This is a genomic window from Sphingopyxis sp., from assembly GCF_050725655.1.
GTDB lineage: Bacteria > Pseudomonadota > Alphaproteobacteria > Sphingomonadales > Sphingomonadaceae > Sphingopyxis.
Map to the genome: position 1 here is coordinate 34,689 of NZ_JBOHHT010000066.1, position 26,119 is coordinate 60,807.

28 protein-coding genes are annotated in these 26,119 nt (G+C 64.8%); 15 read left to right on the top strand and 13 right to left on the bottom strand.

The features are described 5' to 3' along the window. The first annotated feature begins 32 nt into the window (after nt 1–32). Genes lnt through trmB form a run of 4 tightly spaced genes read left to right on the top strand, consistent with a single transcriptional unit; the run spans nt 33 to nt 4,937 of the window. Complete coding sequence (gene lnt, locus ACREBX_RS09390; protein ID WP_431561476.1) at nt 33–1,622, top strand: apolipoprotein N-acyltransferase; 1,590 nt, start codon at nt 33–35, stop codon at nt 1,620–1,622. Between the two features lie 49 nt (nt 1,623–1,671). Then, the gene (gene metK / locus ACREBX_RS09395; RefSeq protein ID WP_431561477.1) at nt 1,672–2,892 is read left to right on the top strand and encodes a methionine adenosyltransferase; all 1,221 of its coding nucleotides are present in this window, start codon (nt 1,672–1,674) and stop codon (nt 2,890–2,892) included. Next, entirely contained in the window at nt 2,889–4,148 is a 1,260-nt protein-coding gene (locus ACREBX_RS09400) for a threonine synthase (protein ID WP_431561478.1), read from the top strand. The genes metK and ACREBX_RS09400 overlap by 4 nt, the downstream gene beginning before the upstream one ends. Nucleotides 4,149–4,193: 45 nt before the next feature. Then, entirely contained in the window at nt 4,194–4,937 is a 744-nt protein-coding gene (trmB, locus tag ACREBX_RS09405) for a tRNA (guanine(46)-N(7))-methyltransferase TrmB (protein WP_431561479.1), read from the top strand. Here the strand turns inward: trmB and ACREBX_RS09410 are convergent. Both ACREBX_RS09410 and ACREBX_RS09415 read right to left on the bottom strand, forming a co-directional pair. Next, on the bottom strand, nt 4,934–5,077 hold the full coding sequence (locus tag ACREBX_RS09410) for a hypothetical protein (protein ID WP_431561480.1): 144 nt from the start codon (nt 5,075–5,077) through the stop codon (nt 4,934–4,936). The two genes, trmB and ACREBX_RS09410, sit on opposite strands and share 4 nt — an antisense overlap. A gap of 144 nt (nt 5,078–5,221) precedes the next feature. After that, nucleotides 5,222–5,557, bottom strand: coding sequence for a hypothetical protein (locus tag ACREBX_RS09415; RefSeq protein ID WP_431561481.1), 336 nt, complete (start codon nt 5,555–5,557; stop codon nt 5,222–5,224). 84 nt (nt 5,558–5,641) lie between these two features. Here ACREBX_RS09415 and ACREBX_RS09420 point away from each other — a divergent pair, with 84 nt between their 5' ends. Beyond that, entirely contained in the window at nt 5,642–6,568 is a 927-nt protein-coding gene (locus tag ACREBX_RS09420; RefSeq protein WP_431561482.1) for a LysR family transcriptional regulator, read from the top strand. Nucleotides 6,569–6,692: 124 nt separating this feature from the next. Beyond that, on the top strand, nt 6,693–7,460 hold the full coding sequence (locus ACREBX_RS09425) for a sulfite exporter TauE/SafE family protein (RefSeq protein WP_431561483.1): 768 nt from the start codon (nt 6,693–6,695) through the stop codon (nt 7,458–7,460). A 45-nt stretch (nt 7,461–7,505) separates the two neighbouring features. Here the strand turns inward: ACREBX_RS09425 and ACREBX_RS09430 are convergent, their stop codons facing one another. Beyond that, entirely contained in the window at nt 7,506–8,066 is a 561-nt protein-coding gene (locus tag ACREBX_RS09430; RefSeq protein WP_431561484.1) for a hypothetical protein, read from the bottom strand. Between the two features lie 191 nt (nt 8,067–8,257). Here ACREBX_RS09430 and ACREBX_RS09435 point away from each other — a divergent pair, with 191 nt between their 5' ends. Beyond that, on the top strand, nt 8,258–9,394 hold the full coding sequence (locus ACREBX_RS09435; protein WP_431561485.1) for a beta-ketoacyl-ACP synthase III: 1,137 nt from the start codon (nt 8,258–8,260) through the stop codon (nt 9,392–9,394). Nucleotides 9,395–9,400: 6 nt separating this feature from the next. Here ACREBX_RS09435 and ACREBX_RS09440 read toward each other — a convergent pair whose 3' ends face one another. The 5 genes from ACREBX_RS09440 to hisB form a co-directional block, all read right to left on the bottom strand. Further along, nucleotides 9,401–10,489 (bottom strand): calcium:proton antiporter, encoded by a 1,089-nt coding sequence (locus ACREBX_RS09440; RefSeq protein WP_431561486.1) that lies wholly within the window; start codon nt 10,487–10,489, stop codon nt 9,401–9,403. A 48-nt stretch (nt 10,490–10,537) separates the two neighbouring features. After that, entirely contained in the window at nt 10,538–11,302 is a 765-nt protein-coding gene (hisF, locus tag ACREBX_RS09445) for an imidazole glycerol phosphate synthase subunit HisF (RefSeq protein WP_431561487.1), read from the bottom strand. Further along, on the bottom strand, nt 11,299–12,024 hold the full coding sequence (gene hisA / locus ACREBX_RS09450) for a 1-(5-phosphoribosyl)-5-[(5-phosphoribosylamino)methylideneamino]imidazole-4-carboxamide isomerase (protein WP_431561505.1): 726 nt from the start codon (nt 12,022–12,024) through the stop codon (nt 11,299–11,301). Before hisA ends, hisF begins: the two co-directional genes overlap by 4 nt. Before the next feature lie 8 nt (nt 12,025–12,032). Continuing rightward, nucleotides 12,033–12,638: an imidazole glycerol phosphate synthase subunit HisH gene (hisH, locus tag ACREBX_RS09455; protein WP_431561488.1), complete on the bottom strand. Its 606-nt coding sequence runs from the start codon at nt 12,636–12,638 to the stop codon at nt 12,033–12,035. 161 nt (nt 12,639–12,799) lie between these two features. Next, nucleotides 12,800–13,387, bottom strand: coding sequence for an imidazoleglycerol-phosphate dehydratase HisB (hisB, locus tag ACREBX_RS09460; protein ID WP_431561489.1), 588 nt, complete (start codon nt 13,385–13,387; stop codon nt 12,800–12,802). 87 nt (nt 13,388–13,474) lie between these two features. Between hisB and ACREBX_RS09465 the strand changes: the two genes are divergently transcribed. From ACREBX_RS09465 to ACREBX_RS09480, 4 genes are read left to right on the top strand one after another with little or no spacing between them, the layout of a single operon-like run. Further along, complete coding sequence (locus ACREBX_RS09465) at nt 13,475–13,957, top strand: SspB family protein (RefSeq protein WP_431561490.1); 483 nt, start codon at nt 13,475–13,477, stop codon at nt 13,955–13,957. A 4-nt stretch (nt 13,958–13,961) separates the two neighbouring features. Next, complete coding sequence (locus ACREBX_RS09470) at nt 13,962–14,276, top strand: hypothetical protein (RefSeq protein ID WP_056372563.1); 315 nt, start codon at nt 13,962–13,964, stop codon at nt 14,274–14,276. Then, nucleotides 14,273–15,667 (top strand): class II fumarate hydratase, encoded by a 1,395-nt coding sequence (gene fumC / locus ACREBX_RS09475; protein ID WP_431561491.1) that lies wholly within the window; start codon nt 14,273–14,275, stop codon nt 15,665–15,667. Before ACREBX_RS09470 ends, fumC begins: the two co-directional genes overlap by 4 nt. A 52-nt stretch (nt 15,668–15,719) precedes the next feature. Next, complete coding sequence (locus ACREBX_RS09480) at nt 15,720–16,088, top strand: hypothetical protein (RefSeq protein WP_431561492.1); 369 nt, start codon at nt 15,720–15,722, stop codon at nt 16,086–16,088. Here the strand turns inward: ACREBX_RS09480 and ACREBX_RS09485 are convergent. Beyond that, entirely contained in the window at nt 16,085–16,648 is a 564-nt protein-coding gene (locus ACREBX_RS09485) for a DUF2585 domain-containing protein (protein WP_431561493.1), read from the bottom strand. The genes ACREBX_RS09480 and ACREBX_RS09485 overlap by 4 nt on opposite strands. Nucleotides 16,649–16,840: 192 nt before the next feature. On the opposite strand from ACREBX_RS09485, the gene gmk reads away from it, so the two are divergent. Then, entirely contained in the window at nt 16,841–17,503 is a 663-nt protein-coding gene (gene gmk, locus ACREBX_RS09490; RefSeq protein ID WP_431561494.1) for a guanylate kinase, read from the top strand. A 187-nt stretch (nt 17,504–17,690) separates the two neighbouring features. Here the strand turns inward: gmk and ACREBX_RS09495 are convergent, their stop codons facing one another. The 4 genes from ACREBX_RS09495 to ACREBX_RS09510 all read right to left on the bottom strand — a co-directional run bounded on the left by ACREBX_RS09495 (nt 17,691) and on the right by ACREBX_RS09510 (nt 21,560). Beyond that, complete coding sequence (locus ACREBX_RS09495; protein WP_431561495.1) at nt 17,691–18,128, bottom strand: acyl-CoA thioesterase; 438 nt, start codon at nt 18,126–18,128, stop codon at nt 17,691–17,693. 1 nt (nt 18,129) lies between these two features. Continuing rightward, nucleotides 18,130–18,912: an SDR family NAD(P)-dependent oxidoreductase gene (locus tag ACREBX_RS09500; protein WP_431561496.1), complete on the bottom strand. Its 783-nt coding sequence runs from the start codon at nt 18,910–18,912 to the stop codon at nt 18,130–18,132. Nucleotides 18,913–19,074: 162 nt separating this feature from the next. Further along, nucleotides 19,075–20,244, bottom strand: a complete 1,170-nt coding sequence (locus tag ACREBX_RS09505) for an acetyl-CoA C-acetyltransferase (protein WP_431561497.1) — start codon at nt 20,242–20,244, stop codon at nt 19,075–19,077. Between the two features lie 161 nt (nt 20,245–20,405). Continuing rightward, nucleotides 20,406–21,560: an acyl-CoA dehydrogenase family protein gene (locus tag ACREBX_RS09510; RefSeq protein ID WP_431561498.1), complete on the bottom strand. Its 1,155-nt coding sequence runs from the start codon at nt 21,558–21,560 to the stop codon at nt 20,406–20,408. Between the two features lie 232 nt (nt 21,561–21,792). Here ACREBX_RS09510 and ACREBX_RS09515 point away from each other — a divergent pair, with 232 nt between their 5' ends. The 3 genes from ACREBX_RS09515 to ACREBX_RS09525 form a co-directional block, all read left to right on the top strand. After that, nucleotides 21,793–22,662 (top strand): SMP-30/gluconolactonase/LRE family protein, encoded by an 870-nt coding sequence (locus ACREBX_RS09515; RefSeq protein ID WP_431561499.1) that lies wholly within the window; start codon nt 21,793–21,795, stop codon nt 22,660–22,662. An 86-nt stretch (nt 22,663–22,748) separates the two neighbouring features. Continuing rightward, complete coding sequence (locus tag ACREBX_RS09520) at nt 22,749–24,941, top strand: M3 family metallopeptidase (protein ID WP_431561500.1); 2,193 nt, start codon at nt 22,749–22,751, stop codon at nt 24,939–24,941. Nucleotides 24,942–25,305: 364 nt separating this feature from the next. Next, nucleotides 25,306–26,119: SPFH domain-containing protein (locus tag ACREBX_RS09525; protein ID WP_431561501.1), on the top strand; the 814-nt coding region annotated here is incomplete at its 3' end.

Sequence of the window (26,119 nt, forward strand, 5' to 3'; positions counted from 1 at the left end):
GAGCTTGGCGGCACACGGCTAATAGAGCGCGCGTGACCGCGACATCCTCCCGCATCGCCGCTTTCGCCCTCCGCCGGCCAAAGCTTGTCGCCCTCCTGCTCGGTGCCGTTTCGGCAACCGGCTTCGCCCCGCTCCACTTCTGGCCGCTGACCTTGCTCGCGCTCGCCTGCTGGATGGCGCTGGTTGCGCGCAGCCCCAAGGGTTCGCGTGCGCTGGGTATCGGCTGGGCGTTCGGCGTCGGCCATTTCGTCGTGGGCCTCAACTGGATCGCGACCGCCTTCACCTATCAGGCGGCGATGCCCGCCTGGCTGGGCTGGATCGCGGTGGTGCTGCTGGCGCTCTTTCTCGCGGTGTATCCGGCGCTCGCCGCTTGGGGGGCCTGGATGATGAAGCCCAAGGCCGACGCACATTTTGCGGCGCCGTCCTATCTGCTGGCCTTCGCCAGCCTTTGGGCGCTCACCGAATGGCTTCGCAGCTGGATTTTTACCGGCTTCGCATGGAATCCCTTAGGGGTGATTGCCGTCCCACATGCTGCCGCGCCCGCCAGTTGGATTGGCACATATGGCATGAGCGCGATCGTCTGCCTGCTCGCGGCCGTGCTGATACTGGCATGGTTTCACCGCCGCGTCGCCGCAGCCACGCTCTTCGGCAGCCTGCTCGCCTTATGGGGTGCGGCATTCCTCTCGCAAATGGGCAGCGGCGTCGACACGGCCGTTCGCTCAAAGGGCACGCAGCAGGTCCCCATCACCGTCGTCCAACCCAATGTCGGGCAGGAAGATAAGTGGGAGGGCAGCAAGGCCGACGCGAATTTCGCCAAGCTCGCCCGGCTGACGACCCCGCAAGACGACACCCCGCGCCTGATCCTGTGGCCCGAGGCGGCGATGCCCGACTATCTCGAGGCTGGTTATCCGCTGCCCTATTACGACCGCTCGCCCGCCGCGGCGCGGGCGCGGCTCGTCAAGCTGATGAACCCCGACGACGTGATGCTGCTTGGCGCGCTCAAGCTCGAACTCGACAAGGCGGGCGACGTCGTCGGCGCGCGCAACGCGGTGATGACCGTTCATGCCGATGGCACGCTCGGCCCGCGTTACGACAAGGCGCATCTTGTCCCTTATGGCGAATATCTGCCGATGCGCCCGATCCTGTCGGCGATCGGGCTGTCGCGCCTTGCCCCCGGCGACATCGATTTCTGGCCCGGCCCCGGCGCCCGCACGCTCGACCTTGGCGGCTTCGGCCAGGCGGGATTGCAAATCTGCTACGAGATCATCTTTTCGGGCCAGGTCGTCGACCGCGACCATCGCCCCGATTTCATCTTCAACCCGTCGAACGATGCGTGGTTCGGCAGCTGGGGTCCGCCGCAACATCTGGCGCAGGCTCGGCTGCGCGCGATCGAGGAAGGATTGCCCGTCGTACGCGCCACGCCGACGGGAATCAGCGCCGTGATCGACGCCGACGGGCGCGTGCTCGAGTCGCTGCCGATGCACAAGGCCGGCCGGATCGACACCACCCTGCCGCCAGCGCACGCCCCGACGCTATTCGCCCGATACGGCAATATTCTGCCCGTCGGATTTGCGTTGCTGCTGCTCGCGCTGGCCATTGCGTTTCGTCGACGCGGACGCTAACAGCACCCCACATAAAGCTTCCTTTATATCCGTTCACAGAAGGCTCTCCATGCGCAACAGCTTCCTCTTCACCTCCGAAAGCGTGTCCGAAGGACATCCCGACAAGGTGTCGGACCAGATCAGCGATTCGATCGTCGACCTGTTCCTGTCGAAAGACCCCGAAGCGCGCATCGCATGCGAGACGCTGACGACCACGCAGCTTGTGGTCCTTGCCGGCGAAATCCGCTGCAAGGGTGTGTTCGAGAATGACGAATGGGCGCCGGGTGCGCTCGAGGAAATCGAAGCCGCCGTGCGCAACACGGTTCGCGAAATCGGATACGAACAGGACGGTTTCCACTGGAAGACCTTCCGCTTCGAAAACAACCTCCACGGCCAGTCGGCGCATATCGCGCAGGGCGTCGACGAAAGCGGCGACAAGGATGAAGGCGCCGGTGATCAGGGCATCATGTTCGGCTATGCGTCGGACGAGACCCCCGATTTGATGCCCGCAACGCTCGATTACAGCCACAAGATCCTCGAGCGCATGGCGGCCGACCGCAAGGCGGGCACCGCGCCCTTCCTCGAACCCGACACCAAGAGCCAGGTCACGCTGCGCTACGCCAACGAGCGCCCGGTCGAGGCGACCGCGATCGTCGTGTCGACCCAGCATGCGCCGGGTTACTTCTTCCACAATGGCGAAGGCGACGAAGCGAAATACACCGAGCTGCGCAAGTACGTTCTCGGCGTGATCGCCGATGTGATGCCCGCCGAACTGCTGACCGCGAACACCGTCTATCACATCAACCCGACCGGCCGTTTCGAGATCGGCGGCCCCGACGGCGACGCCGGGCTGACCGGCCGCAAGATCATCGTCGACACCTATGGCGGCGCGAGCCCGCACGGCGGCGGCGCGTTCAGCGGCAAGGATCCGACCAAGGTCGACCGTTCGGCCGCCTATGTCACCCGCTATCTCGCCAAGAACATCGTTGCCGCGGGCCTCGCGCGCCGCTGCACCATCCAGCTCAGCTACGCGATCGGTGTCGCCGAGCCGCTGTCGATCTATGTCGACCTGCACGGCACCGGCACCGTCGACGAGGGCAAGCTCGAGGCGGTCATCCCGCAGCTCGTGCGCCTGACGCCGAAGGGCATCCGTACCCATCTCGGGCTCAACAAGCCGATCTACAAGCAGACCGCGGCCTACGGCCACTTCGGCCGCACATCGGAGGGCGACAGCTTCCCGTGGGAACGCACCGACCTGGTCGACAAGCTGAAGGCTGCGCTCGCAAATTGAGCGCAGTGCTGCCGCTCAACGCCAATCTGACGGCCGAGCGGCCGACCTTCGTCACGCATCTCGAGTGCGGGCTGACCGGCGAGCGGTACGAGGCCGATGTCCTGCACGGCCTCTCGAACGCCGGGCGACCGCTGCTCGTCCGCTATGACCTCGCCGGCGTTGCAGCGGCGATCGACAAACCCGCAATAGCGGCTCGGCCGCGCGACCTGTGGCGGTGGCGCGAGCTGCTGCCGGTGCGCCGCGCCGAGAACATTATCAGCCTCGGCGAAGCCGACACGCCGGTCATCGCGCTCGACAAGGTTGCGGCGGCCGCGGGCGCCGCGCCCGGCACGCTGCTCGTCAAGGACGAGGGCCGCCTGCCTACCGGATCGTTCAAGGCGCGCGGGCTGGTGATGGCGATCAGCATGGCGAACGAGCTGGGCGTCACCAGCATCGCAATGCCGACCAACGGCAATGCCGGCGCCGCCGCGGCCGCCTATGCGACGCAGGCGGGGATCGAGGCGATCATCTTCTGCCCCGACGATACGCCCGAGATCAATGTGCGCGAGATCGCGGCGCAGGGCGCGCGCGTCTACCGCGTCAACGGGCTGATCGACGATTGCGGCAAGCTGGTGCGCGAAGGCGCGGCGGCGAACGGCTGGTTCGACCTGTCGACGCTGAAAGAACCCTATCGAATCGAGGGCAAGAAGACGATGGGGCTCGAACTGGCCGAACAATTCGGCTGGCACCTGCCCGACGTCATTTTCTACCCCACCGGCGGCGGCACCGGGCTGATCGGCATGTGGAAGGCGTTCGCTGAGTTACAGGCGATCGGCTGGATCACCGACAAGCTGCCGCGCATGGTCGCGGTGCAGGCCGAGGGCTGCGCGCCGATGGTACGCGCGTGGGAGGCGGGCGAACGCCATGCGGTCCGCTGGGAAGATGCTCATACGATCGCCGCGGGTATCCGCGTGCCGCAGGCGGTCGGCGATTTCCTGATCCTCGATGCGGTGCGCGAATCGAACGGCCGCGCGATGGCGGTCAGCGACGCCGCAATTCAGCAAGCCGTTGATGACGCCGCGCGCAGCGACGGCCTGCTGCTCTGCCCCGAGGGCGGGGCGACGCTCGCGGCATGGCGGCAGGCGCGCGCCGGGGGCTGGGTACAGGACGGCGAGACCGCGCTGCTCTTCAACTGCGCCACCGGGCTCAAATATCCGCTGCCCGACGCATCGCAGACGCTCGATCGCCACGCGGCCATCGACTTCACGCGACTCTAGACGAGCGGCTTGCCGCCGCGCGGCCTTGGGGCTAACGCGCGCGCCATGACTGCTTACAAACCCGGCGACCCGACAACGATCAACCGCCTCTATGGCCGTTCGAAGGGCAAGCCCATGCGCGCGGGCCAGCAGAATCTGATCGACACGCTGCTGCCGCAGATCGCGGTGCCCACCGAAGGCGAGGTCACCGCCGAAGCTCTGTTCGGTTACGCCGAGGGACAGGGGCGTCCGCTCCATTTCGAGATCGGCTTTGGCGGCGGCGAGCATATGGCAGGGCGCGCCGACATGCTACCAGACCATGGCTTTATCGGCGCCGAACCCTTTCTGAACGGCGTCGCGCAGGCGCTGGTGCATGTTTCGGGCGATCCCCATCTGAAGGGACAGGGGGGCGAGCGGCTGCCGCTGGGCAATGTCCGCATTCATTTCGGCGATGCATTGGAAGTGCTGCGGCGGATTCCCGACGGCGCGCTCAGCTTCACCTATCTGCTCCATCCCGATCCCTGGCCCAAGGCGCGCCATGCCAAGCGGCGGATGATGAACGACGGCCCGCTCGACCTGATCGCGGCGAAGCTGAAACCCGGCGGCGAATTCCGTTTCGGCACCGACCATCCCATCTATCTTCAGCACGCGCTGATGGTGATGCGCCGCCATCGCCACCAGTTCGAATGGCTGGCGCAGGATTCGCATGATTTCCAGGTCCGCCCCGGCGGCTGGCCCGAAACACGCTATGAGGCCAAGGCGCGCGCGCAGGGGCATGAGGTCTGGTATTTCCGCTACCGGCGGATCTAGTTGCCCGGCTCGGGTTTCGCGGCGTCGCGCCGCAGACGGTTTTCACGCATCGCCAATTCTTCGTACCGGCACAGCGGTATCGCAGCCTTCGCGGCCGAACGATCGGCGGGCGTTTCGCGGCGGGGTTTCTTGCCGGGCATGATGGGCGTCACCCTAAACCATGCGCCGCGCACAAACAAATGGGGCGGCCTCGTATCGAGTGCCGCCCCAGTTATGTGGATCCGTCGGGGAGAGGGAGAGGAGACGGTCCGGAGATTGGTGTCGGTCTGTCTTAGCGCCCCAAATTAACGGGAGGCCATCTGGTTGTCGGTTTCGACTTCGGCGACGCCGGCGATCTTCAGCGCGGCGCGGAACTGCTTGGCGGCGGCGCGTTCGTTGCCCGCTTCGCACAGCTTCTTGCCGGTCGAAACAAAGCGCTTGGCGCTCGACTGCTTGGCGCCTTCGACGCCGCCGGCGGCGACATGGGCCTGTTCGGCCAGACCGGCGCAGCGATAATCGCCACCCGACTGGGCGTAAGCGGGGGTTGCGGTTGCAATCAGGCCGGTGAACGCGAGAGCCGAAGCGGCGACGATTGCAAAAGCGGCGGGAAAGCGGCGATAAGAGGAGAGCTGATAGGCCATGGGAGAGGTTTCCTTTCGTTTCTTTGTGCAACCTTTTTAGTCGCGGTTGCGCAGATAGATAATCCTCTATAATCTGCAAGTGCTTTGAAGCAGGATTTAACAATCCCCCATGGGGTGCTCGACGGGATCGAAGCCTTCCTGCGTGTTGCGGAACGGCGGAGCTTTTCCGCGGCGGCGGTCGATCTTGGCGTCTCTCCCTCGGCGATCAGCCAGACGATCAGGGGACTTGAAGCGCGCGTCGGCGCGCCGTTGTTCATGCGCACCACCCGCAGCGTCGGGCTGACGCAGGCGGGCGAGATGTTCCTCGAGCGCGCCGCGCCTGCCTATGCCGGCCTCGGTGACGCCTATGAAGCCGCCCGCAATCTCGGCAACCGGCCCGCGGGCCGGCTCCGTATCAACCTGATGCGCGGCGCGGTCCAGCCCCTGTTCGAACCGATCATCGCGGGCTTTTGCGAAACCTATCCCGAGATCGAACTCGAAATCTACGCCGAGGACGCGCTCGCCGATCTCAGCGCCGGCGGTTTTGACGCCGGGGTGCGGATGGGCGAATCGCTCGACGCCGATGTGATCGCCGTCCGCCTGACCGGGCCGTTCCGGTTCGTCGCCGTCGCGACGCCGGGCTATCTGGCGAAGCACGGGCGTCCGGAAAGCCCCGATGACCTGCGCAACCATCGCTGCGTGCGCATGCGCATGGGAAGCGGCGCGCTGATGCCCTGGACGTTCGAGAAGGGAAATCGCGAGATCGAGGTCGGGGTGACCGGGCCCGTGATCGTCAACGACTTTACCGCGATGATGGTCGCCGTGCACGCCGGGGTGGCGATGGGCATGACCGCCGAACCGGTGGTCAAGGCGCTCGTCGCTTCGGGCCAGCTCGAACTGGTGCTGGGCGACGTTGCATGCTCGACCTCGGGGCTGTTCCTTTACTATCCCAGCCGCAAGCAGGTGATGCCGAAACTGCGCGCGTTCATCGACTATGTCCGCGATTACCTGCCCGACGACGTCACCGGCTGAGCCCGTTCGCAGAGGTTTGATCGAGCGCGGAAACAAATCCCTTTGCCGCCAGCAGAAAAATTGGGCTGGCGCCGACAAGGGAATCCCGGCAGCAGGTTCTCAATCAAAAGAGTTGGGATGACATATGACTGAATTAGCGGCTATCGACTTTACCGCGCTCCTGCCGTTCATCGTCATCGGTTTTGCCGCCCAGCTCGTCGATGGCGCACTGGGCATGGCGTTCGGCGTCATCTGTAACACCTTGCTCGTCGCCGTACTGGGCGTGCCACCCGCAACGGCGTCGGCGCGTATCCATGTCGTCGAAATCTTCACGACCGGCGCGTCGGGGCTCAGCCATTTATTCCATCGCAACATCGACTGGCCGCTGTTCTGGCGCCTGCTGATCCCAGGGGTCATCGGCGGCGTTCTGGGCGCCTATGTCCTCTCGTCGCTTCACGCCGATGTCGTGAAGCCCTTTGTCCTGGGCTATCTGGTGCTGATCGGCGTGTGGCTGCTCATTCGGGGCCTGCTCTATCCGCCCAAGATCGCAAAGCCCAAGATCGTCGCGCCGCTGGCGGTCGTCGGCGGCTTCCTCGACGCGGCGGGCGGCGGCGGCTGGGGCCCGGTTGTGACCTCGAACCTGCTCGTCCAGGGCGGCGAACCGCGCAAGGTGGTCGGCACGGTCAACAGCGTCGAATTCTTCCTCGCCGTTTCGGTGTCGATCGCGTTCATCTGGAACCTCGGCTTCTCCGAGATTCTGGGGCCGACGCTGGGGCTGATCATCGGCGGCGTGGCCGCCGCCCCGCTGGGCGCGATGATGGCCAAGCGCTTTTCACCCAAGGTGATGTTGGTCATGGTCGGTATCGTGCTGACCGCGACCAGCGCCTTCGGCCTCTATCGGGCAGTGCTCTGAGGTAGGTAATCCGGGCGGCATCCCGACGGGCGCCGCCCTCCCTCGTCAATTCGCGGGCCGGGTCTCGTCGATCTTGTCGACCCATTCCGGATAGAAGCTCGGCTCGCGCGCCGACCAGCCCGGCGCGGTCGCGGCCGCTTCGCTGATCGACTGGAGGAGCAATTTGCGCTTGTCGGGGTGCAAATGCGGCAGCGATGCCGCGGCGCAAAAGGCGCCGGGCAGCCACGGCCGCGCATGTCCGCCGAGCAATCGTTCATACAGGAAACGATAGGGCGCAAAGGCGTGCAGCCGGTCCTGCCCCAGGTCGAACGCCGACACCGCGATCAGCGGCGCTATGAAATGTTCGAGCGCATCGAGCCCGCTGTCGTCGGGGATATGCCCGCGAATTTCGACGAGCCGCTGATAAACGCGTGCCTGGACGCGGATCGCGGTTTCCTCGACCATGTCGCGCGACCAGCGCGCGATCGCATCGTCGCGTTCAAGCCCGATGTCGAGCGAGCGGCGAATGTAGCGCTGCGTCGCCGCTGGAAAGCCCGCAAATTCCTTGATTTCCGATATCGACAGGTCGCCTGCTGCCGGTCCCGAACGCCCAGAACGCGTAACCATGGTCGTGCTCCCGCACGGCGCCCGGGGAGCCATCCCCCCGGAGGCCTGCATCAAACAGTCTGCCACCATAATGGTTAGTGGCGGGTTAACCATAGTGTCGGTGATTGTTCAGCCGGTTTGTGGGCGTTGCGCGGCGCCGCGACCGGGCCTAATCAGCGTGTCTTGTAACTGTAAGACGCACGAGAGCCATCATGTCGCATTCACCGCAGCCGGTCATTTCCGCAACCGGCCTTTTCACCCCCGCCGAACGCATCTCCAACGAAGAACTTGTCGCCAGTTTTAACCAGTATGTTGCGCTGCACAATAGGGAAAATGCGGACGCCATCGCGGCCGGCGATGTCGTCGAACTTGCTGAATCCAGCGTCGAATTCATCGAGAAGGCGAGCGGCATCGGATCGCGCTTCGTCGTCGACAAGGCGGGCATTCTCGACCCCGAACATATGGCGCCGCGGATCGCCGAACGCGGCGATGACGAGCTTTCGATCCTTGCCGAAATCGGCGTCCTCGCGGCAAAGGACGCGCTCGCACGCGCGGGCCGCGATACGCGCCAGGTCGACGCTGTGCTCTGCGCCGCGTCGAACATGCAGCGCCCTTATCCCGCGATGGCGGTCGAAATTCAGGACGCGCTCGGCATCGACGGCTTCGCGTTCGACATGAATGTCGCCTGCTCGTCGGCGACCTTCGGCATCCAGACCGCCGCCGACTATATCCGCGCGGGCCATGCGAAGAGCGTCCTTGTCGTGAATCCCGAAATCTGTTCGGGCCATTTGAACTGGCGCGACCGCGACAGCCATTTCATCTTTGGCGACGTCGCGACAGCGATCCTCGTCGAGGACAAGGCTATCGCGCCTGCAGGGCATTGGGACATCCTCGGCACCAAGCTGAAGACGCAGTTCAGCAACAACATCCGCAACAATTTCGGCTTCCTCAACCGCGGCCATGGCGGCATCGACCAGTCGGGACCGAAAAGCGACAAGCTTTTCGTCCAGGAAGGCCGCAAGGTGTTCAAGGAAGTCGTGCCGTGGGTTGCCAATCTGATCGTCGAGCAGATGGAGGCGCTGAACCTCGAAGGCAGCGACATGCGCCGCCTGTGGCTGCATCAGGCGAACACCAACATGAATCGCCTGATCGCGCAGCGGGTCTTGGGGCATGAGGCGAGCGATGACGAGAGCCCGACGGTGCTCGATACCTATGGCAATACGTCGAGCGCCGGGTCGATCATCGCCTTCCACCTCCATCATGAGGATATGACGGCGGGCGAAACCGGGCTGATCTGCTCCTTCGGCGCGGGCTATTCGGCGGGAACGGTGTTCGTTCGCAAGACGTGACGCGCCTTACGGCACGAAGGTCGTGAACAGATAGATCGCGAACAGCATCAGGTGGATCACCCCCTGCAGCACGGTCGTCCGGCCGTTCGCGAGCGTCTGCACCGACACGATCAGCGACAGGAAGAGCAGCACGGTCGACTTGGCATCGAGCCCGAGGCTGATCGGCAGGTCGGTCATGATCGACAGGATCGCGACCGCCGGAATGGTGAGGCCGATCGTTGCGAGCGCCGAGCCGAGTGCGAGGTTGAGGCTGGTCTGGAGCCGGTCGGCCTTCGCCGCACGCACCGCTGCCATACCTTCCGGCGCCAGGATCAGCGCCGCGATCAACACGCCAAGCACCGCCGGCGGCGCGCCCCAGTCGGCGAGCAGCGCGCCCATGATCGGCGACAGATTTTTCGCGAGTAGCACGACCGCGACCAGGCTGGCGAGCAGCAGCGCGCCCGAAATCGCGGTGCGCTGGACGCTCGGCGGCGCGGCGTGCGCGTCGGGCTCACCGTCGCCGTCGGCATCGCCGTCGGGAAGGAAATAGTCGCGGTGGCGAACCGTCTGCACCAGCGCAAAGGTGCCATAAAGAATCAATGAAACGACCGCCACGAAGCCAAGCTGCGTCGCGGAATAAAAGGGTCCCGGCACGCTCGACGTAAAATTGGGGAGGACCAGCGTGACGACGGTGAGCACGGTCAGCGTCGCGAGCGCGGCGCCGATCCCAGTACGCTGGAAGCGCTGTTCGTGATGGCGGATCGCTCCGCTGAGCAGGCAAAGACCCATCAAAAGGTTCAGGATCACCATCACCGCCGCGAACACCGTGTCGCGCGCGAGCGTCTGCGCCTTTTCGGGTTCGGCCTGCATCAACGTCAGGATCAGCCCGACCTCGATCACCGTCACCGCGAGCGCGAGGATCAAAGTGCCGAACGGCTCGCCGACGCGATGCGCGATGACCTCCGCATGGTGGACCGCCGCGATGACCGCCCCCGCGAGAATGAACGCGACGACCCAGGCGTTGAGCGGCATCGCGAGGCTCGCCATCGCGGCAACGAAGCCCAGAATCGGGAAGATGTCGTTGGTGCGGTCGGCGATGCGGAGTTTCGAGGTCATGGGACTTCTATTGCAGCCCCTTCCTCGCGTGGCCACCCCGCGAGCGGATTAATGCGCGCGGACAGGCAATCCGGCGGCAGCGAGCCGCGCATGCGCCTCGGCGACCGTCGCTTCGCCGAAATGGAAGATGCTCGCGGCGAGCACCGCGCTCGCGCCGCCCTCGATCACGCCCGCGACGAGATGGTCGAGATTGCCGACGCCGCCCGATGCGATGACCGGCACGCTGACCGCATCGGCGATCGCGCGGGTGAGCGTCAGGTCGTAGCCGTCCTTCGTGCCGTCGCGGTCCATGCTGGTGACCAGCAACTCGCCCGCGCCCAGTTCGGCAAGACGGACGGCATGATCGAGCGCATCGATACCCGTCGGCTTGCGCCCGCCGTGGGTGAAGATTTCCCAGCGGCCCTCCTCGACGCGCCGCGCATCGATGCTGCCGACGGCGCACTGGCTGCCAAAACGGTCGGCGATGTCGGCGACCAGTTCGGGCCGCGCGACCGCGGCGCTGTTGACCGCGACCTTGTCGGCGCCTGCGAGCAGCAACGCGCGCGCATCGTCGGCACTGCGCACCCCGCCGCCGACGGTGAGCGGCATGAAACAGACCTCGGCGGTGCGGCTGACCATGTCGAGCAAGGTGCCGCGGCCTTGGTGCGTTGCCGAGATGTCGAGGAAACAAAGCTCGTCGGCGCCCGCGGCGTCATAGGCACGCGCCGCTTCGACCGGGTCGCCCGCATCGCGCAGGTCGACGAAATTCACGCCCTTCACGACGCGGCCGTCGGCGACGTCGAGGCAGGGAATGACGCGGACGCGGACGGTCATGCCGCCCCTGCCGCGATCGCTTCGGCCAGATCGAGCCGGCCGTCGTAGAGCGCGCGGCCGGTGATCACGCCTTCGATGCCGTTCGCTACATGCGGGCGCAAGGCGTGGATGTCGCCCAAGTCCGCAACGCCGCCCGACGCGATCACGGGAATGGCGACGGCCAGCGCAAGCGCAACCGTCGCCTCGACATTGCAGCCCTTGAGCAGCCCGTCGCGGCCGACATCGGTGAAGAGCAAGGCCGCAACGCCGGCATCCTCGAACCGGCGCGCGAGATCCTCGACGCGCACGTCGGAGACATCGGCCCAGCCCTCGGTCGCGACCATGCCGCCCTTCGCGTCGACCCCGACGACGATCCGGCCGGGCAGGTCGCGCGCGGCGGATTTGACAAACTCGGGGTCTTTCAAGGCGGCGGTGCCGATAATCACACGCTCGACGCCCAGCGCGAGCCAACGGTCGACGCCGGCACGGTCACGAATTCCGCCGCCGACCTGCACCTTTCCCGGAAAGGTCGCGATGATGCTCTCGACTGCCGCGCCGTTGACGCTCACCCCCGCAAAGGCGCCGTCGAGATCGACGACATGCAGGTGCGACGCCCCCGCCTCCGCAAACAGCCGCGCCTGCGCCGCCGGGTCGTCGCCATAGACGGTCGCGCGCGCCATATCGCCCTCGGCGAGCCGCACCACCTGCCCGCGCTTGAGGTCGATCGCGGGGAAGATGGTCAGGCCGGAATCTACGGACGCCAATTCAGGAACCTTTCGAGCGTCGCGAGGCCATAGGCCTGGCTTTTTTCCGGATGATACTGGACGCCGACGATATTGTCCCTGGCCACCGCCGCGGTGAACGGCGCGCCATGGCTGCTCGTCGCGGCGACATCGAGTGCGTCGGCGAAATGATAGCTGTGCAGATAATAGGCTTCGCCCGCCGCGATCACCGGGTGCGCGAACGAGGGAATAACGTCGTTCCAGCCCATGTGCGGGATGCGGAGTCCCGGTTGCGGATCGAACGCGCGTACCGTGCCGCCGATCCAGCCGAGCCCGGCGTGCCGCCCATGCTCCTCGCCCGCATCGGCGAGCAGCTGCATGCCGACGCAAATGCCGAGAAAGGGCGCTCCCTCGCCGCGCACGCGCCGCTCCATTGCGTCGACCAGCCCTTCGATCGCCGAGAGGCCGTTCATGCACGCCGCGAACGCGCCGACGCCGGGCAGCACGATGCGGTCGGCCTTCGCAACGGCATCGGGGTCGGCAGTGACCGCAACATTGTCGGCGCCCGCAGCGACGAGCGCATTATGCACCGAGCGAAGATTGCCCGCGCCATAGTCGATCAGGGCAATGATCATTCAATCCCCCTCCCGCTTGCGGGAGGGGGAACGAGGCTTGCCAGCTTGCTGGCTAGCCGCAGTGGGGTGGGCAGCGGCGTCGGCGTTATTGCCCACCCCGCTGCGACTAGCGAACAAGTTCGCAAGTCTCGCTACCCCTCCCGCTTGCGGGAGGGGGGGTATCACAAGACCCCCTTCGTCGAGGGGATGGCATCGCCCTTGCGCGGGTCGATTTCGACCGCCTGGCGCAGCGCGCGCGCGAGCGCCTTGTACATGCTTTCGGCGATGTGATGGTTGTTCTCGCCGTACAGCATCTCGATGTGCAGCGTGATCCCCGCCGCCTGCGCGAAACTGTGGAACCAGTGCGGGAACATCTCGGTATCCATTTCGCCGAGCCGCGGCTGCGAGAAGGCCGACTTGTAAATGCAGTGCGGGCGTCCAGAAATGTCGAGCACGCAGCGCGTCAGCGTCTCGTCCATCGGCGCATGCGCCTCGCCGTAGCGCGCGATACCGCGTTTGTCGCCGAGCGCCTTTGCCACCGCTTCGCCGAGCGCGAGTGCCGAATCCTCGACGGTATGATGCTGGTCGATATGAAGATCGCCCTTCACCTGCATCGAGATGTCGATCAGCGAATGGCGCGACAATTGCTCGACCATATGGTCGAGGAAACCGATGCCGGTGGACACCGAATATTCGCCCGTTCCGTCGAGATTGACGGCGATCGCGATATCCGTTTCCTTGGTCGTGCGCTGGACGGTGGCGGTACGCATGGCCGACGCCTTAGAGCCTGTATTTCACGTTGCAAGGCGATTCTCCCCCCTTGACCGGCGCGCGGCGCGCGTTCATCCCCTCGCCCCATGAGTGACGATGTACGCGACAGCCTGATTCCCTATGACGAAATCGTGCAGGATGCCCTGCGCGCCGTGGTCGGCCGCGTACTCAGCCAGATCGTTGGCTATGACAGCCTGCCCGGCGAGCATCATTTCTATATTACCTTCAAGACGCAGGCGATTGGCGTCGACATTCCCGCGCATCTGATCGCCAAATTTCCCGACGAAATGACGATCGTGCTGCAAAACCGCTTCTGGGAGTTGAAGGTCGAAGACGATCATTTCAGCGTCGGCCTGTCGTTCAACCAGACGCCGTCGATCCTGACCATCCCCTATGCCGCGATCACCGCCTTCGTCGATCCGTCGGTCGATTTCGGATTGCAGTTCCAGGTCAGCGACGACGACGAAACCCAGCCCGAACCGCATGACGAAGCCGACAATGATCGCCCCGAGGTTACGGCCGAGGATGGATCGAACGTCGTGACGGTGGACTTCGGCAAGAAGCGCTGACGCGATGGGCGGCCCTGCCTGGCCTCCCAGCCGTTTCTGGCAATATTGGGCCCTCGCGGGCATGGTCGTGCTCACCGCCGCTTTCTGGTGGGGGGTCGAAGGCTATGCCTTGGCACAGGGCGATGCTCCGCGCGGACAGATTGCCGACGGCCTGCTGCGCTTTAGCGTATTGATCCTGACCCCGGCGCTCGTGCTCGCGTGGCTCGCCGCCGCCTGGCTGCGCCGCCGCGTCGGCGAGGGTGGATATTGGCAGATGCTGGGGCTGGTCGCGATGATCTGGGCGGGCTCGGTGCTGGTGACAAGGATGCTGGTGGCATGAGCACGCGAATTGAAAGCGACAGTATCGGCGAGATCGAAGTTTCCGCCGACGCCTATTGGGGGGCGCAAACCGAACGCAGCCGCCACAATTTCGCATTCCCGGCGCACGAGCGCATGCCGATGCCGATCGTCCACGCGCTTGCGCGGATCAAGGGTGCGGCGGCGCGGGTCAATCGGAGTCATGGTCTTGATGCCGGCCTCGCCGACGCGATCGACGCCGCGGCCGAAGCCGTTGTCGCCGGTCGCTATGACGATCAGTTTCCGCTCGCGATCTGGCAGACGGGCAGCGGCACCCAGTCGAACATGAATACCAATGAAGTGATTGCGGGCGTTGCGAATGAGAAGCTCGCCGGGACGCGCGGCGGCAAATCGCCGGTGCATCCCAATGATCATGTCAACATGGGCCAGTCGTCGAACGACAGTTTCCCGACCGCACTGCATGTCGCGGTCGCAGTCGAGACGACGGCGCGGCTGTTGCCGTCGCTTATAACCCTCACCGACGCGCTCGAAGCCAAGGCGCGAGCGTGGGGCGATATCGTCAAGATCGGCCGCACCCATTTGCAGGACGCAACCCCGCTGACCTTGGGGCAGGAATTTTCGGGCTATGTCGCGCAGTTGATCGCGTGCCGCGCGCGGATCGAGGGCGCGCTCGCGCACAATATCTGCAAGCTCGCGCAAGGCGGCACCGCCGTCGGGACCGGGCTCAACGCCCCCGCGGGTTTCGACGTCGCGATGGCCGCGGAACTGTCGAAAAGCACCGGCATCGCGTTCGAACCCGCGGCCAACAAGTTCGAGGCGCTGGCCTCGAACGACGCACTCGTCTTCTTCTCCGGCGCCTTGAACACGCTCGCGGTCGCGCTGACCAAGATCGCGAACGACATCCGCCTGCTCGGATCGGGTCCGCGCGCGGGGCTTGGCGAACTCGACCTGCCCGCGAACGAGCCCGGCAGCTCGATCATGCCGGGCAAGGTCAACCCGACCCAGTGCGAGATGCTGACGATGGTCGCCGCGCAAGTGATCGGCAACCATCAGGCGGTTACCGTCGGCGGGTTGCAGGGGCATCTCGAACTCAACGTGTTCAAGCCGCTGATGGGGTCGAATGTGCTGCGCTCGATCGAACTGCTCGCGATCGGCATGGCAGGCTTCACCGAACATTGCGTTGTCGGGATCGAGCCCAATCTGACCCGCATCGACGAACTGATGAACCGCTCGCTGATGCTGGTCACCGCGCTCGCACCGGAAATCGGCTATGACAAGGCGGCGAAGATCGCAAAGCACGCGCATGAAACCGGCAGCACGCTGAAGGAAGCCGCACTCGACCTCGGCTATGTCGATGCCGCGACCTTCGACCGCGTCGTCGATCCGCGCACGATGCTGGGGCCGGAGGGCTGAACGGGAACCCGTGGCGCCTTCCGGGGATTGATGAGGGGAAGGAGAGATGAAGATGATCGGTCGTATCGTAGGCGGCGTTCTCGGCAGCGCCATTGGACGCCAAAAAGGCAATCATCCCATGGCCGGCGCGGTCATCGGCGCGGGAACGCTCTTTGCAGCGCGACGCCTCTTCCCGCAGCGCTATGCCATCCTCGCGGCGACGGTCGCGGCGGGCTATCTCACCAAGAAATGGGCCGAGCGCGCCGAGGCGCGCAAGGCGGCGGCCGAGGCGCATGCTCTTGATCCAGAACTCGCGAATGCGGGCGTGGTCGATACCTATGCCGGAACTGCGAAAATACCGACCGACGGACAGACGATAGGCGATGCCCTGCCGCCCGCCATCCCGGTCGAAGGAAATGCGCGGAGCAGCTCGCTACACTAAGCGTCCGCCTGCCATTCCTTGATCCCCTCGACCGGCGAGACCAGCATTAGCACGTTGAGCGTCAGATTGTCGCGGATCGTCCAGAGCGTGAAGAGTTCGAAGGCGACCGCGAGCGCGACCGTTACCCACCAGCGCAGCTTGCCGGCGACAACGAAGCCCAGCACCATGAACAAGGTATCGCTGACCGAATTGAGCACCGAATCGCCCGAATAGCCGAACGCCATCGTCACCTCGCGATAACGGTCGATGATGATCGGCGAATTTTCGAGGATTTCCCATGCGCCCTCGACGCCGATCGCGATCGCGAGCGGCACCCACATCGGCCGGTGCGGCATGATCCAGCGCAGCACGCCATAGAAAATGAAGCCGTGGATGACATGGCTGAAGCTGTACCAGTCCGAAATCTGCTGGCTGTTCTGGTTCGACTGGACACTGCCGTGCCACAGGCTGATCGTGCCGCACGGGCAGATCGGCGGGCGGCCCATTCCGATCAATATCGCGGCGAGCAGCGCGACCAGCGCCGCGGCGACGAGCCAACCCGTTCGTGAAATTCCTGCCATGCCCCGTTCCCCCTGTTCCACCAAGGTGGAACCTGCACCGGCCCGCTCGCCACCCGGCCTCCCACAGCGTAAACTGGTTTGGGAGGCCGGGTGGGGGAGCGGGCCGGTACGGCGCTTTGTTCCGTATAACGGAAACAAAGCATATAAACATACGACGCTTGACCCGCGCTGCTGCTTTGGCGAATAGCGCCCATGGCTGAAAGCGTCCACCTGAACCGCCGCGGCGTGTTGTTCGTCCTCTCCTCGCCCTCGGGCGCGGGCAAGACCACCATTTCGCGAATGATGCTCGAAGCCGACAAGGACATCGCGCTCTCGATCTCCGCGACGACGCGTCCGCCGCGTCCGGGCGAAATCGACGGCGTCCATTATCATTTCGTCGACACCGACAGCTTCAAGAAGATGGCGGCCGACGGCGAATTCCTCGAATGGGCGCACGTCTTCGGCCACCGTTACGGCACGCCGCGCGCGCGGGTCGACGAACTGCTCGAAGCGGGCAAGGACGTCCTCTTCGACATCGACTGGCAGGGCGCGCAGCAGCTCTATCAGGAGGCCGGCCCCGACGTCGTGCGCGTCTTCGTCCTGCCGCCGACGATGGACGAACTCGAACGGCGCCTGCGCTCGCGGAACACCGACAGCGACGAAGTGATCGCCGCGCGCATGGAACGCGCCGCGAACGAGATCAGTCACTGGGACGGCTACGACTATGTGCTGATCAACGACCATGTCGAAGGCTGCTTCGACGAGGTCCGCGCGATCCTGCGCGCCGAACGGCTGAAGCGCCGCCGCCAGATCGGCCTGATCGGCTTCGCGCGCGACCTGATCCGCTCGGTGCCGGATGCGGACAAGAATCTCTGATTTTTTCACCCCCTCCCCCTCGATGGGGAGGCAGCGAGACTTGGCAGCTGGCTGCCTAGTCGCAGCGGTGGGGGTGCGGCTCCGGCCCAGGATGGCGGTGCGGTGACGAGCCGTCACCCTCATCCAACTCCGCCTAGCCGCTCCGCGCCAAGGCTTCGTATCCTTCTCCCATCAAGGGAGAAGAAATTCAGGCCGGCTTCACCAGATTCGCCTCAAGCTCCGCGACCATCTCGGCGCGGAGCGGTTTCGCCTGACCGTCGGTGCGGCATACGACGACGGTATCGCAGCTCGCGATCGGGTGGCCGTTCTGGAACATCGCCTGCACGATCGTCCAGCTTGAGGTGCCGAGCCGGCCGATGCCCGTCGCGATCTTTACCGGATCGGGGAAATTGCCCTCGGCCAGATAATTGATCTCGACCGCCGCGACCATCGTCCGCTCGTTCGAAGGGCGCTCGTCGAGCGGACGGACCTGCCGGTTCAACAGCACCCGGCCGCTCTCGAACAGCGCGGCAAAGGCCACATTGTTGAGGTGGCCGTTGATGTCCATGTCCTGAAAGCGCGTCTGCAATTCGATGCAGACGGGGTAGCTGGCGGCGTCGAGCCGCCAGCTTTCCGGTTTCGGCATGTCAGCGCGGCGCCATGCGGATGCCGCCGTCGAGGCGGACGTCTTCGCCGTTGAAATAGCCATTCTCGATCATGCACATCGCGAGATTGGCATATTCCGCCGGCACACCGAGGCGCTTCGGGTTGAGCACCGAGGCGCCCAATGCATCGCGGACATTCTGCGGCGCGCCGGCGAGCAGCGGGGTGTCGAAGATGCCGGGCAGGATCGTGTTGACGCGGATATTCTCCGACGCAAGATCGCGCGCGATGGGGAGCGTCATGCCGACGACGCCGCCCTTCGATGCCGAATAGGCCGCCTGGCCGATCTGGCCGTCCTCGGCCGCAACCGAGGCGGTGTTGACGATCGCGCCGCGCTCGCCGTCTTCTTGTCGGTCGAGCGTCAGCATGCCCGCCGCCGACTTGGCGATGCAGCGGAAGGTCCCGACGAGGTTGATCTGGATGATCCAGTTGAACGCATCGAGCGGGAAATGCTTGATGCTGCCGTCTTCCTTCGAGCGGCTCGCGGTCTTGATCGCGTTGCCGGTGCCCGCACAATTGACGAGGATGCGCTCCTGCCCATGCGCTTCGCGCGCCTTGGCGAAGGCGGCATCGACGCTCGCGTCGTCGGTGACATTGCATTCGCAGAAGATGCCGCCGAGTTCGGCTGCGATCGCGAGGCCCTTTTCTTCCTGCAGGTCGAAGATCGCGACCTTGACGCCCTTCGCGGCGAGCAGGCGAGCGGTGGCGGCGCCAAGGCCCGAGGCGCCGCCGGTGACGACGGCGGATACGGTGGAATCGAGTTTCATGAATTTCTCCTTTTAGAGCCCCTCCCCTTCAGGGGAGGGGTTGGGATGGGGGCTGTCGAGGTTGCGCAAGGCCGATAGCCCCCACCCCGCTCGACTAAGGCCCGGCTAACGCCGAACCAAGTCTCTCTGCCCCTCCCCCGAAGGGGAGGGGCTTAAAGAATATCAAAGCCGCTCGATGATCGTGACGTTGGCCTGGCCGCCGCCTTCGCACATCGTCTGGAGGCCGTACTTGCCGCCGGTCGCATCGAGCACGCCGAGCAGCGTCGCCATCAGCTTGGTGCCCGAGGCGCCGAGCGGGTGGCCGAGCGCGATCGCGCCGCCATGCTGGTTGAGCCGGCCATGGTCGGCGCCAAGATATTGCAGCCACGCCAGCGGCACCGGTGCGAACGCCTCGTTGACCTCGTAAGCGTCAATATCGCCGATCTTCATGTCCGCCTTTTTCAGCGCGCGTTCGGTCGCGAACAGCGGCTCTTCGAGCATGATCACCGGATCGCCCGCGGTCACCGAAATATGATGGATGCGCGCGCGGGGGGTCAGGCCATGATCCTTGAGCGCCTGTTCGGACACGACGAGCGCGGCCGAGGCGCCATCGCAAATCTGCGAGCTGGTCGCCGCCGTGATCGAGCCGCCTTCCTGCAAAATCTTGACCCCGGCGATGCCTTCAAGCGTCGCGTCGAAGCGGATGCCCTCGTCGACAAGGTGGGTCTGGCGGCCTTCGGGGGTGTCGATCTCAAGCCCGACGATCTCGCGCTTGAAATGACCCGCCTCGGTCGCCGCCTTGCCGCGGCGATGGCTTTCGAGCGCATAGGCGTCGAGGTCGTCCTTGGTCAGCCCGTATTTCTTGACGATCATCTCGGCGCCCATGAACTGGCTGAACATGATGCCGGGATATTTTTCCTCGAGCCGCTCGGACTTATAATGGCCGAGCCCCTCTTTCATGAACAGCGTCGCAACGCTGCCCATCGGCACGCGCGTCATGCTTTCGATGCCGCTGGCGAGCACGATGTCCTGCGTTCCCGACATCACCGCCTGCGCGGCGAACTGGATCGCCTGCTGCGACGATCCGCACTGGCGATCGATGGTGACCGCAGGGATCGAGTCGGGAAGCTTCGATGCGAGCACGGCGTTGCGGCCCAAATCCATCGTCTGCTGCCCGCCCTGCGACACACAGCCGGTGATGACGTCATCGATCTTCGATGTGTCGAAATCATTGCGGTCGGCGATGGCATCGAACACCGCGGCGCCGAGGTCGACGGGGTGCACGCCGGCGAGCCGGCCGCCGCGCTTGCCGCCCGCGGTGCGGACGGCGTCGACGATATAAGCATGAGCCATGGGGAGTTCCTTTCACTTAAAAGCCCCTCCCCTTCAGGGGAGGGGTTGGGGTGGGGGCCGTCGAGGTTGCGCAAGGCCGATGGCCCCCACCCCGCTCGACTAAGGCCCGGCTACGCCGGACCAGTCTCACTGCCCTCCCCTGAAGGGGAGGGGCTTAGTCGTCAGAGCTTGCGCCCGATCAGTTCCTTCATGATCTCGTTCGTGCCGCCAAAGATGCGGGTGACGCGCGCGGCACGCCAGGCGCGGGCGATCGGATATTCGTTCATATAACCCGCGCCGCCATGAAGCTGGAGGCATTTATCCATCACTTCCCATTGAAGCTCGGTGTGCCACAGCTTCGCCCCGGCGCCCTCTTCGGGGGTCAATTCCTTTTTCAGGTGCCGCGACAGCGCCCAGTCGAGATGCGCCCAACCGACCTGCAGCTTGGTCTTGAGATCGGCCAGCACGAAGCGCGTGTTCTGGAAATCGAGGATCGGCTTGCCGAACGCCTTGCGGTCGCGGGTAAACTCGACCGTGTCGTCGAACGCGCGCTGCGCCGATGCCTGCGCCGATACCGCGATCGACAGGCGTTCCTGCGGCAGCTCGCTCATCAGATAGATGAAGCCCTTGCCCTCTTCGCCGAGGCAGTTGGTGATCGGCACGCGCACGTCGTTGAAGAACATCTCCGACGTATCGGCCTCGTCCTGCCCGATCTTGTCGAGGTTGCGGCCGCGCTCATAGCCCTCGCGGTCGGCCTCGACGAGCACGATCGATACGCCCTTCCACGCCGGCTGAACCTCGGTGTCGGTCTTGACGCAGACGAGGATCAGGTCGGCGTTCTGGCCGTTGGTGATATAGGTTTTCGACCCATTGATGACATAATGATTGCCATCCTTCTTCGCGGTCGTGCGCATCCCCTGAAGATCGCTGCCGGTGCCCGGTTCGGTCATCGCGATCGCGGTGATCACCTCGCCCGCGACCATCTTGGGCAGCCAGTGCTTCTTCTGCTCTTCGCTGCCATATTTGACGATATAGCTGGTGACGATGTCCGACTGGAGCGAGAAGCCCGTCGTCGCGCGGCCGTAATAGGCGCTCTCTTCATCGACGATCGCATTATAGCCGAAATCGAGGCCGAGCCCGCCATATTCCTCGGGCACCGTCGGGCACAGCATGCCGAGTTCGCCCGCCTTCGGCCAGATCGACTTCGGCACGATCTTGTCCTCTGCCCATTGCGCCGCGTTCGGCGCGATTTCCTTTTCGAGGAACTGACGGACCGTGGCGCGAAACGCCTCATGATCGTCGGAGTAGGCGGAGCGCGACAGATTATCGAGCGACATGCTTCTTCCTTTTTCCCAGGAGACGCCCGGCCTGTCTGTCGGAGCCGATACGCCATTGCCCCGCATCGAGCGATGCAGGCTTCAATCGCCAAATGACCTTACGTTTACGTCCACGTCAAGTAGAAATGCCGCTACGGCAGCGAAGATGCGTCAAACGCGCGCGGAGCGGCGGCACAGCGAATAGGTTTGCAGCCGCTGGGCAGCATCGGCGGCGCGCGCTAAGACCCCTTCCATGGTCCAACTGCTTCTCGATGCCGGCGCTTTGCTCGGCGAATCGCCCTTATGGCACGACGCCGAAGCCCGCCTCTATTGGGTCGATATCGATGGCCGCAAAATCCATCGCACCGATCCTGCAACGGGCGCCGACGAGGTCATGGAACTAACGGAGCAAGTCGGGTGCATCGCACCGCGCGTGGGCGGCGGGCTGGTCGCGGCGCTCGAAAACGACTGCGCGCTGATCGACGACTGGGGCGCCGTGCCGCGTCCCTTCGGGCCGGCCGTGCTCGCGGACAAGCCCGAGCAGCGCTTCAACGACGGCCGCGTCGACGCCCTGGGCCGGCTGTGGGTCGGCAGCCTGACGAGCGACAAGGCAAACCCCGCCGCGACGCTGTACCGGCTCGACCCCGACGGATCGCTGACCGAAATCTTCGGACAGCTGACGACGAGCAACGGCGCCGCCTTCAGCCCGGACGGCCGCACCTTCTACCACGCCGACACGCCGACCCACGCGATCCGCGCCTTTGACTTCGATGCGGCCGCGGGCACGCTGAGCAATGGCCGCGCCTTCCACCAGTTTGAATTCGGCAATGGCCGCCCCGACGGCGCCGCGGTCGATGCCGAGGGCTGCTACTGGTCGGCGCTGTGGGACGGCTGGCGCATCGTGCGCATCTCGCCCGCGGGTGAGCTGATCCAGACGGTCGAGCTGCCTGTGCAGCGTCCGACGATGATCGCCTTTGGCGGACCCGATCTCCAGACCGCCTTCGTCACCAGCGCGGGCAAGAACCTGACCGACGCGGAGCGCAAGGCGCAGCCCCACGCGGGCGGTATCTTCAGCTTCCGGGTCGATGTGCCTGGCCTGATCCAGCAGGAATTTGGCGCCTAGGCGGCTTGCACCCCCCTGTCACATCTGGTTAAGACGGCCCCCGACATGGTTTCGTTCGAAACCTTATCCTCCGGGGAGATTTATCGATGTCGCGCACTGCGCAGCCTTTTGCCCGTCATTTGTCGATCATGCTTGCATCCACCGCGATGATGGTGGGTTATAGCCAGATGACCACCGCAACCGCCGCCGAACCGACCGCCGCCAAGCCGGCCGCCGCCCCTGTGGGCCAGAACCCGATGCTCGCCCCCTGGACCGGCCCCTTCGAAGGGGTGCCGCCGTGGGACAAGATGGACCCCGAGCTGTTCCCCGACGCCTTCGTCAAGGGCATGGCCGAGACCAAGGCGCAGGTTCAGGCGGTGATCGCCAATCCCGCAGCGCCGACCTTCGAGAACACGCATGTCCCGATGATGCTCGCGGGCGACACGATGGACCGGCTGTTCGCGCTGTGGGGCGTGCAGACGTCGAACAAGTCGAACGATCGCGTCGAGGACATCGACGCCGAATGGAGCCCCAAGCTCACCACCTTTTACACCGAGCTATTCCTCGAGCCGAAGCTCTTCGCCCGCTACAAGGCGGTGTACGACAAGCGGAACAACAGCGGCCTCAACGCGCAACAGATCCGCATCGTCGAGCGCAGCTATGACGAGATGGTCCGCGACGGCGCGAACCTGTCGCCCGCGAACAAGACGAAGCTGGTCGAGTTGAACTCGAAGCTCGAAGGGCTGTTCTCGGCCTTCTCGTCGAAACTGCTCGGCGACGAAAAGCTCTACACCTTCGTCACCGACAAGGCCGAACTCGCGGGTCTCGAGCCCGGCTTCGTCGCCTCGCTCGCCGCGGCGGCCGAAGCGAACGGCAAGCCCGGCCAGTGGGCGATCAAGAACACCCGCTCGTCGGCGCAGCCGGTGATGCAGGGCGCGACCAACCGTGCGCTTCGCGAGCGCGTCTACAAGGCGTTTATCAGCCGCGGCGACAATGGCGACGCGAACGACACCAACGCGACGATTGCCGAAATATTGAAGCTGCGCCAGCAGCGCGCCGAACTGCTCGGCTTCCCGACGCACGCCAATTACCGCATGGCCGACACGATGGCGAAGACGCCCGAAGCCGCGATGGGCCTGATGATGAAGGTCTGGCCCGCCGCGGTTGCGCGCGTGAAGGAAGAGGTCGCCGACATGCAGGCGATCGCCGACGCCGACGCCAAGGCCGGCAAGGGTCCGAAGATCACGATCGAGCCGTGGGACTATCGCTTCTATTCGGAGAAGGTCCGCAAGGCGAAATACGACCTCGATGAAAGCGAAGTGAAGCCCTACCTCCAGCTCGACAAGCTGCGCGATGCGATGTTCTGGTCGGCAGGCCAGCTTTACGACCTCGGCTTCCGCGAAAATACCGGCACGATCCCCGTCTTCGATCCCAAGGTCCGCACCTTCGAGGTTTATAATCTCAAGACGAACGAGAATGTCGGCGTCTTCTACCTCGACAATTTCGCGCGCGACGGAAAGCGCTCGGGCGCGTGGATGACGACCTATCGCAGCCAGCAGACGCTCGGCGGCGAACGCAATGTCCTCGCATCGAACAACAATAATTTCACCGAGGCCGCGAAGGGCGAGCCGACGCTGATCAGCCTCGACGACGCGACGACCCTGTTCCACGAATTCGGCCACGGCATCCATTACCTGCTGCAGCACATCTATTACCCGGCGCTCGCCGGGGTGCCGCGCGACTTCGTCGAATATCCGAGCCAGGTAAACGAGAATTGGCTGATGACCCCCGAAGTGCTCTCGAAATTCGCGACGCACTACAAGACGGGTCAGCCGATGCCGCAGGCGCTGGTCGACAAGATCCTCGCGTCGGACAAGTTCAACCAGGGCTTTTCGACGGTCGAGTACCTCTCGAGCGCGATCGTCGACATGAAGCTGCACGATCGCAAGACGCCGCCGACCGACGTCGACAAGTTCGAGCGCGAGACGCTCGCCGAAATCGGCATGCCGAAAGAAATCGTGATGCGGCACCGCCTTCCGCAGTTCGGCCATCTGTTCAGCTCGGATGCCTATTCGGCGGGCTATTACAGCTACCTCTGGTCCGAAACGATGGACGCCGACACCTGGGCGGCGTTCACCGAAGCCGGCGGCGCCTGGGACCGCACCGTCGCCGACAAGTTCCGCACCATCCTGCTGATGACCGGCAACGAAACCGACCGCGCCGAGGCGTATCGCGCCTTCCGCGGCCGCGATCCCGACGTGAAGGCGCTGCTGAAAAAGCGCGGCTTCCCGACCGAATAATCTGGATAGAACCGGGGAGGCAAAGGGGGCGATTTCGCCCCCTTTGTTTTTGGATCAATCGTGACCGCTAACGACTGAAAGCGGCCCCACCAGGTTCGTCATCCCGGCGAAGGCCGGGATCTCAACCTCGCGGATTTACGCACCGGCGAGATCCCGGCCTTCGCCGGGATGACAAAGAAAGTCGGATGGCTGCTAACGACCGGAAGCTGCCGTTTGATCTCCCCTCCCGCTTGCGGGAGGGGAGGCAACGCCCGCTCCCCACCCCAAAGCCGACAAACCACCCCCTCACGAAATCCCGATTGACCTCCGCCCGATTCGATATAAATGTGATATTATCTTTATATCGAATGATTCGGAGGGCAAAATGGTCGAAACAGGGACACCGGCGCTGAACCGCAGCCGCGAGACACGGGCGCTGACGCAAAGCGGTTATCTGATGCTGCTGATCTGGTTCTTGCTGCTTGGCCTTGCCGCCTGGGCGGGGTTCACCAACATCAGCGGGGTCGAAGTCGCATGGAAATGGGGCGTTGTCGTTGCCTCGGCGGTGATCGGCCTGCTGATCCTCTGCGGCTTTTACCTCATCAATCCAAACGAAGCCGCGGCGATCCAGCTGTTCGGCGCGTACAAGGGCACCGACCGCGAAAGCGGGCTGCGCTGGGTTCTGCCCTGGCTTTCCCGCAAGAAGATCGCGGTGCGCGCGAACAACGTGATTTCGGACAAGATCAAGGTCAACGATCTGCGTGGCAACCCGATCGAGATGGCGGCGCAGGTCGTGTGGCGCGTCACCGACACCGCGCAGGCGCTGTTCGACGTCGACGATTACAAGGAATTCGTGATGGCGCAGATCGAGGCCGCGGTGCGCTCGATCGGCTCGCGCTATCCCTATGACGACATCGAGCATCAGGAAGTCACGCTGCGCGGCAACCATGACGAGGTCGGGGTCGAACTGCGCAAGGCGCTGATCGAGCGGCTGAGCGTCGCGGGGATCACCGTCGACGAATGCGGGCTTACCCACCTCGCCTATGCGCAGGAAATCGCCGGCGCGATGCTGCGCCGCCAGCAGGCCGAGGCGGTGATTTCGGCGCGCAAGAAGCTGGTCGAAGGCGCGGTGACGATGGTCGAGATGGCGCTCAACCTGCTCTCCGAAAAGGGCGTCGTCGAGCTCGACGACGAGCGCA

Bases quoted from the DNA above. Each gene is read 5' to 3' on its own strand.
- ACREBX_RS09515 (WP_431561499.1), top strand. From the start codon at position 21,793: ATGGTCCAACTGCTTCTCGATGCCGGCGCTTTGCTCGGCGAATCGCCC.
- ACREBX_RS09500 (WP_431561496.1), bottom strand. From the start codon at position 18,912: ATGAAACTCGATTCCACCGTATCCGCCGTCGTCACCGGCGGCGCCTCG.
- ACREBX_RS09440 (WP_431561486.1), bottom strand. From the start codon at position 10,489: ATGACCTCGAAACTCCGCATCGCCGACCGCACCAACGACATCTTCCCG.
- ACREBX_RS09470 (WP_056372563.1), top strand. From the start codon at position 13,962: ATGGGCGGCCCTGCCTGGCCTCCCAGCCGTTTCTGGCAATATTGGGCC.
- hisF (WP_431561487.1), bottom strand. From the start codon at position 11,302: ATGACCGTCCGCGTCCGCGTCATTCCCTGCCTCGACGTCGCCGACGGC.
- ACREBX_RS09410 (WP_431561480.1), bottom strand. From the start codon at position 5,077: ATGCCCGGCAAGAAACCCCGCCGCGAAACGCCCGCCGATCGTTCGGCC.
- ACREBX_RS09480 (WP_431561492.1), top strand. From the start codon at position 15,720: ATGATCGGTCGTATCGTAGGCGGCGTTCTCGGCAGCGCCATTGGACGC.
- hisB (WP_431561489.1), bottom strand. From the start codon at position 13,387: ATGCGTACCGCCACCGTCCAGCGCACGACCAAGGAAACGGATATCGCG.
- trmB (WP_431561479.1), top strand. From the start codon at position 4,194: ATGACTGCTTACAAACCCGGCGACCCGACAACGATCAACCGCCTCTAT.
- ACREBX_RS09510 (WP_431561498.1), bottom strand. From the start codon at position 21,560: ATGTCGCTCGATAATCTGTCGCGCTCCGCCTACTCCGACGATCATGAG.
- fumC (WP_431561491.1), top strand. From the start codon at position 14,273: ATGAGCACGCGAATTGAAAGCGACAGTATCGGCGAGATCGAAGTTTCC.
- ACREBX_RS09520 (WP_431561500.1), top strand. From the start codon at position 22,749: ATGTCGCGCACTGCGCAGCCTTTTGCCCGTCATTTGTCGATCATGCTT.
- ACREBX_RS09505 (WP_431561497.1), bottom strand. From the start codon at position 20,244: ATGGCTCATGCTTATATCGTCGACGCCGTCCGCACCGCGGGCGGCAAG.
- ACREBX_RS09435 (WP_431561485.1), top strand. From the start codon at position 8,258: ATGTCGCATTCACCGCAGCCGGTCATTTCCGCAACCGGCCTTTTCACC.
- metK (WP_431561477.1), top strand. From the start codon at position 1,672: ATGCGCAACAGCTTCCTCTTCACCTCCGAAAGCGTGTCCGAAGGACAT.
- gmk (WP_431561494.1), top strand. From the start codon at position 16,841: ATGGCTGAAAGCGTCCACCTGAACCGCCGCGGCGTGTTGTTCGTCCTC.
- ACREBX_RS09465 (WP_431561490.1), top strand. From the start codon at position 13,475: ATGAGTGACGATGTACGCGACAGCCTGATTCCCTATGACGAAATCGTG.
- ACREBX_RS09495 (WP_431561495.1), bottom strand. From the start codon at position 18,128: ATGCCGAAACCGGAAAGCTGGCGGCTCGACGCCGCCAGCTACCCCGTC.
- ACREBX_RS09485 (WP_431561493.1), bottom strand. From the start codon at position 16,648: ATGGCAGGAATTTCACGAACGGGTTGGCTCGTCGCCGCGGCGCTGGTC.
- ACREBX_RS09415 (WP_431561481.1), bottom strand. From the start codon at position 5,557: ATGGCCTATCAGCTCTCCTCTTATCGCCGCTTTCCCGCCGCTTTTGCA.
- ACREBX_RS09430 (WP_431561484.1), bottom strand. From the start codon at position 8,066: ATGGTTACGCGTTCTGGGCGTTCGGGACCGGCAGCAGGCGACCTGTCG.
- hisH (WP_431561488.1), bottom strand. From the start codon at position 12,638: ATGATCATTGCCCTGATCGACTATGGCGCGGGCAATCTTCGCTCGGTG.
- ACREBX_RS09425 (WP_431561483.1), top strand. From the start codon at position 6,693: ATGACTGAATTAGCGGCTATCGACTTTACCGCGCTCCTGCCGTTCATC.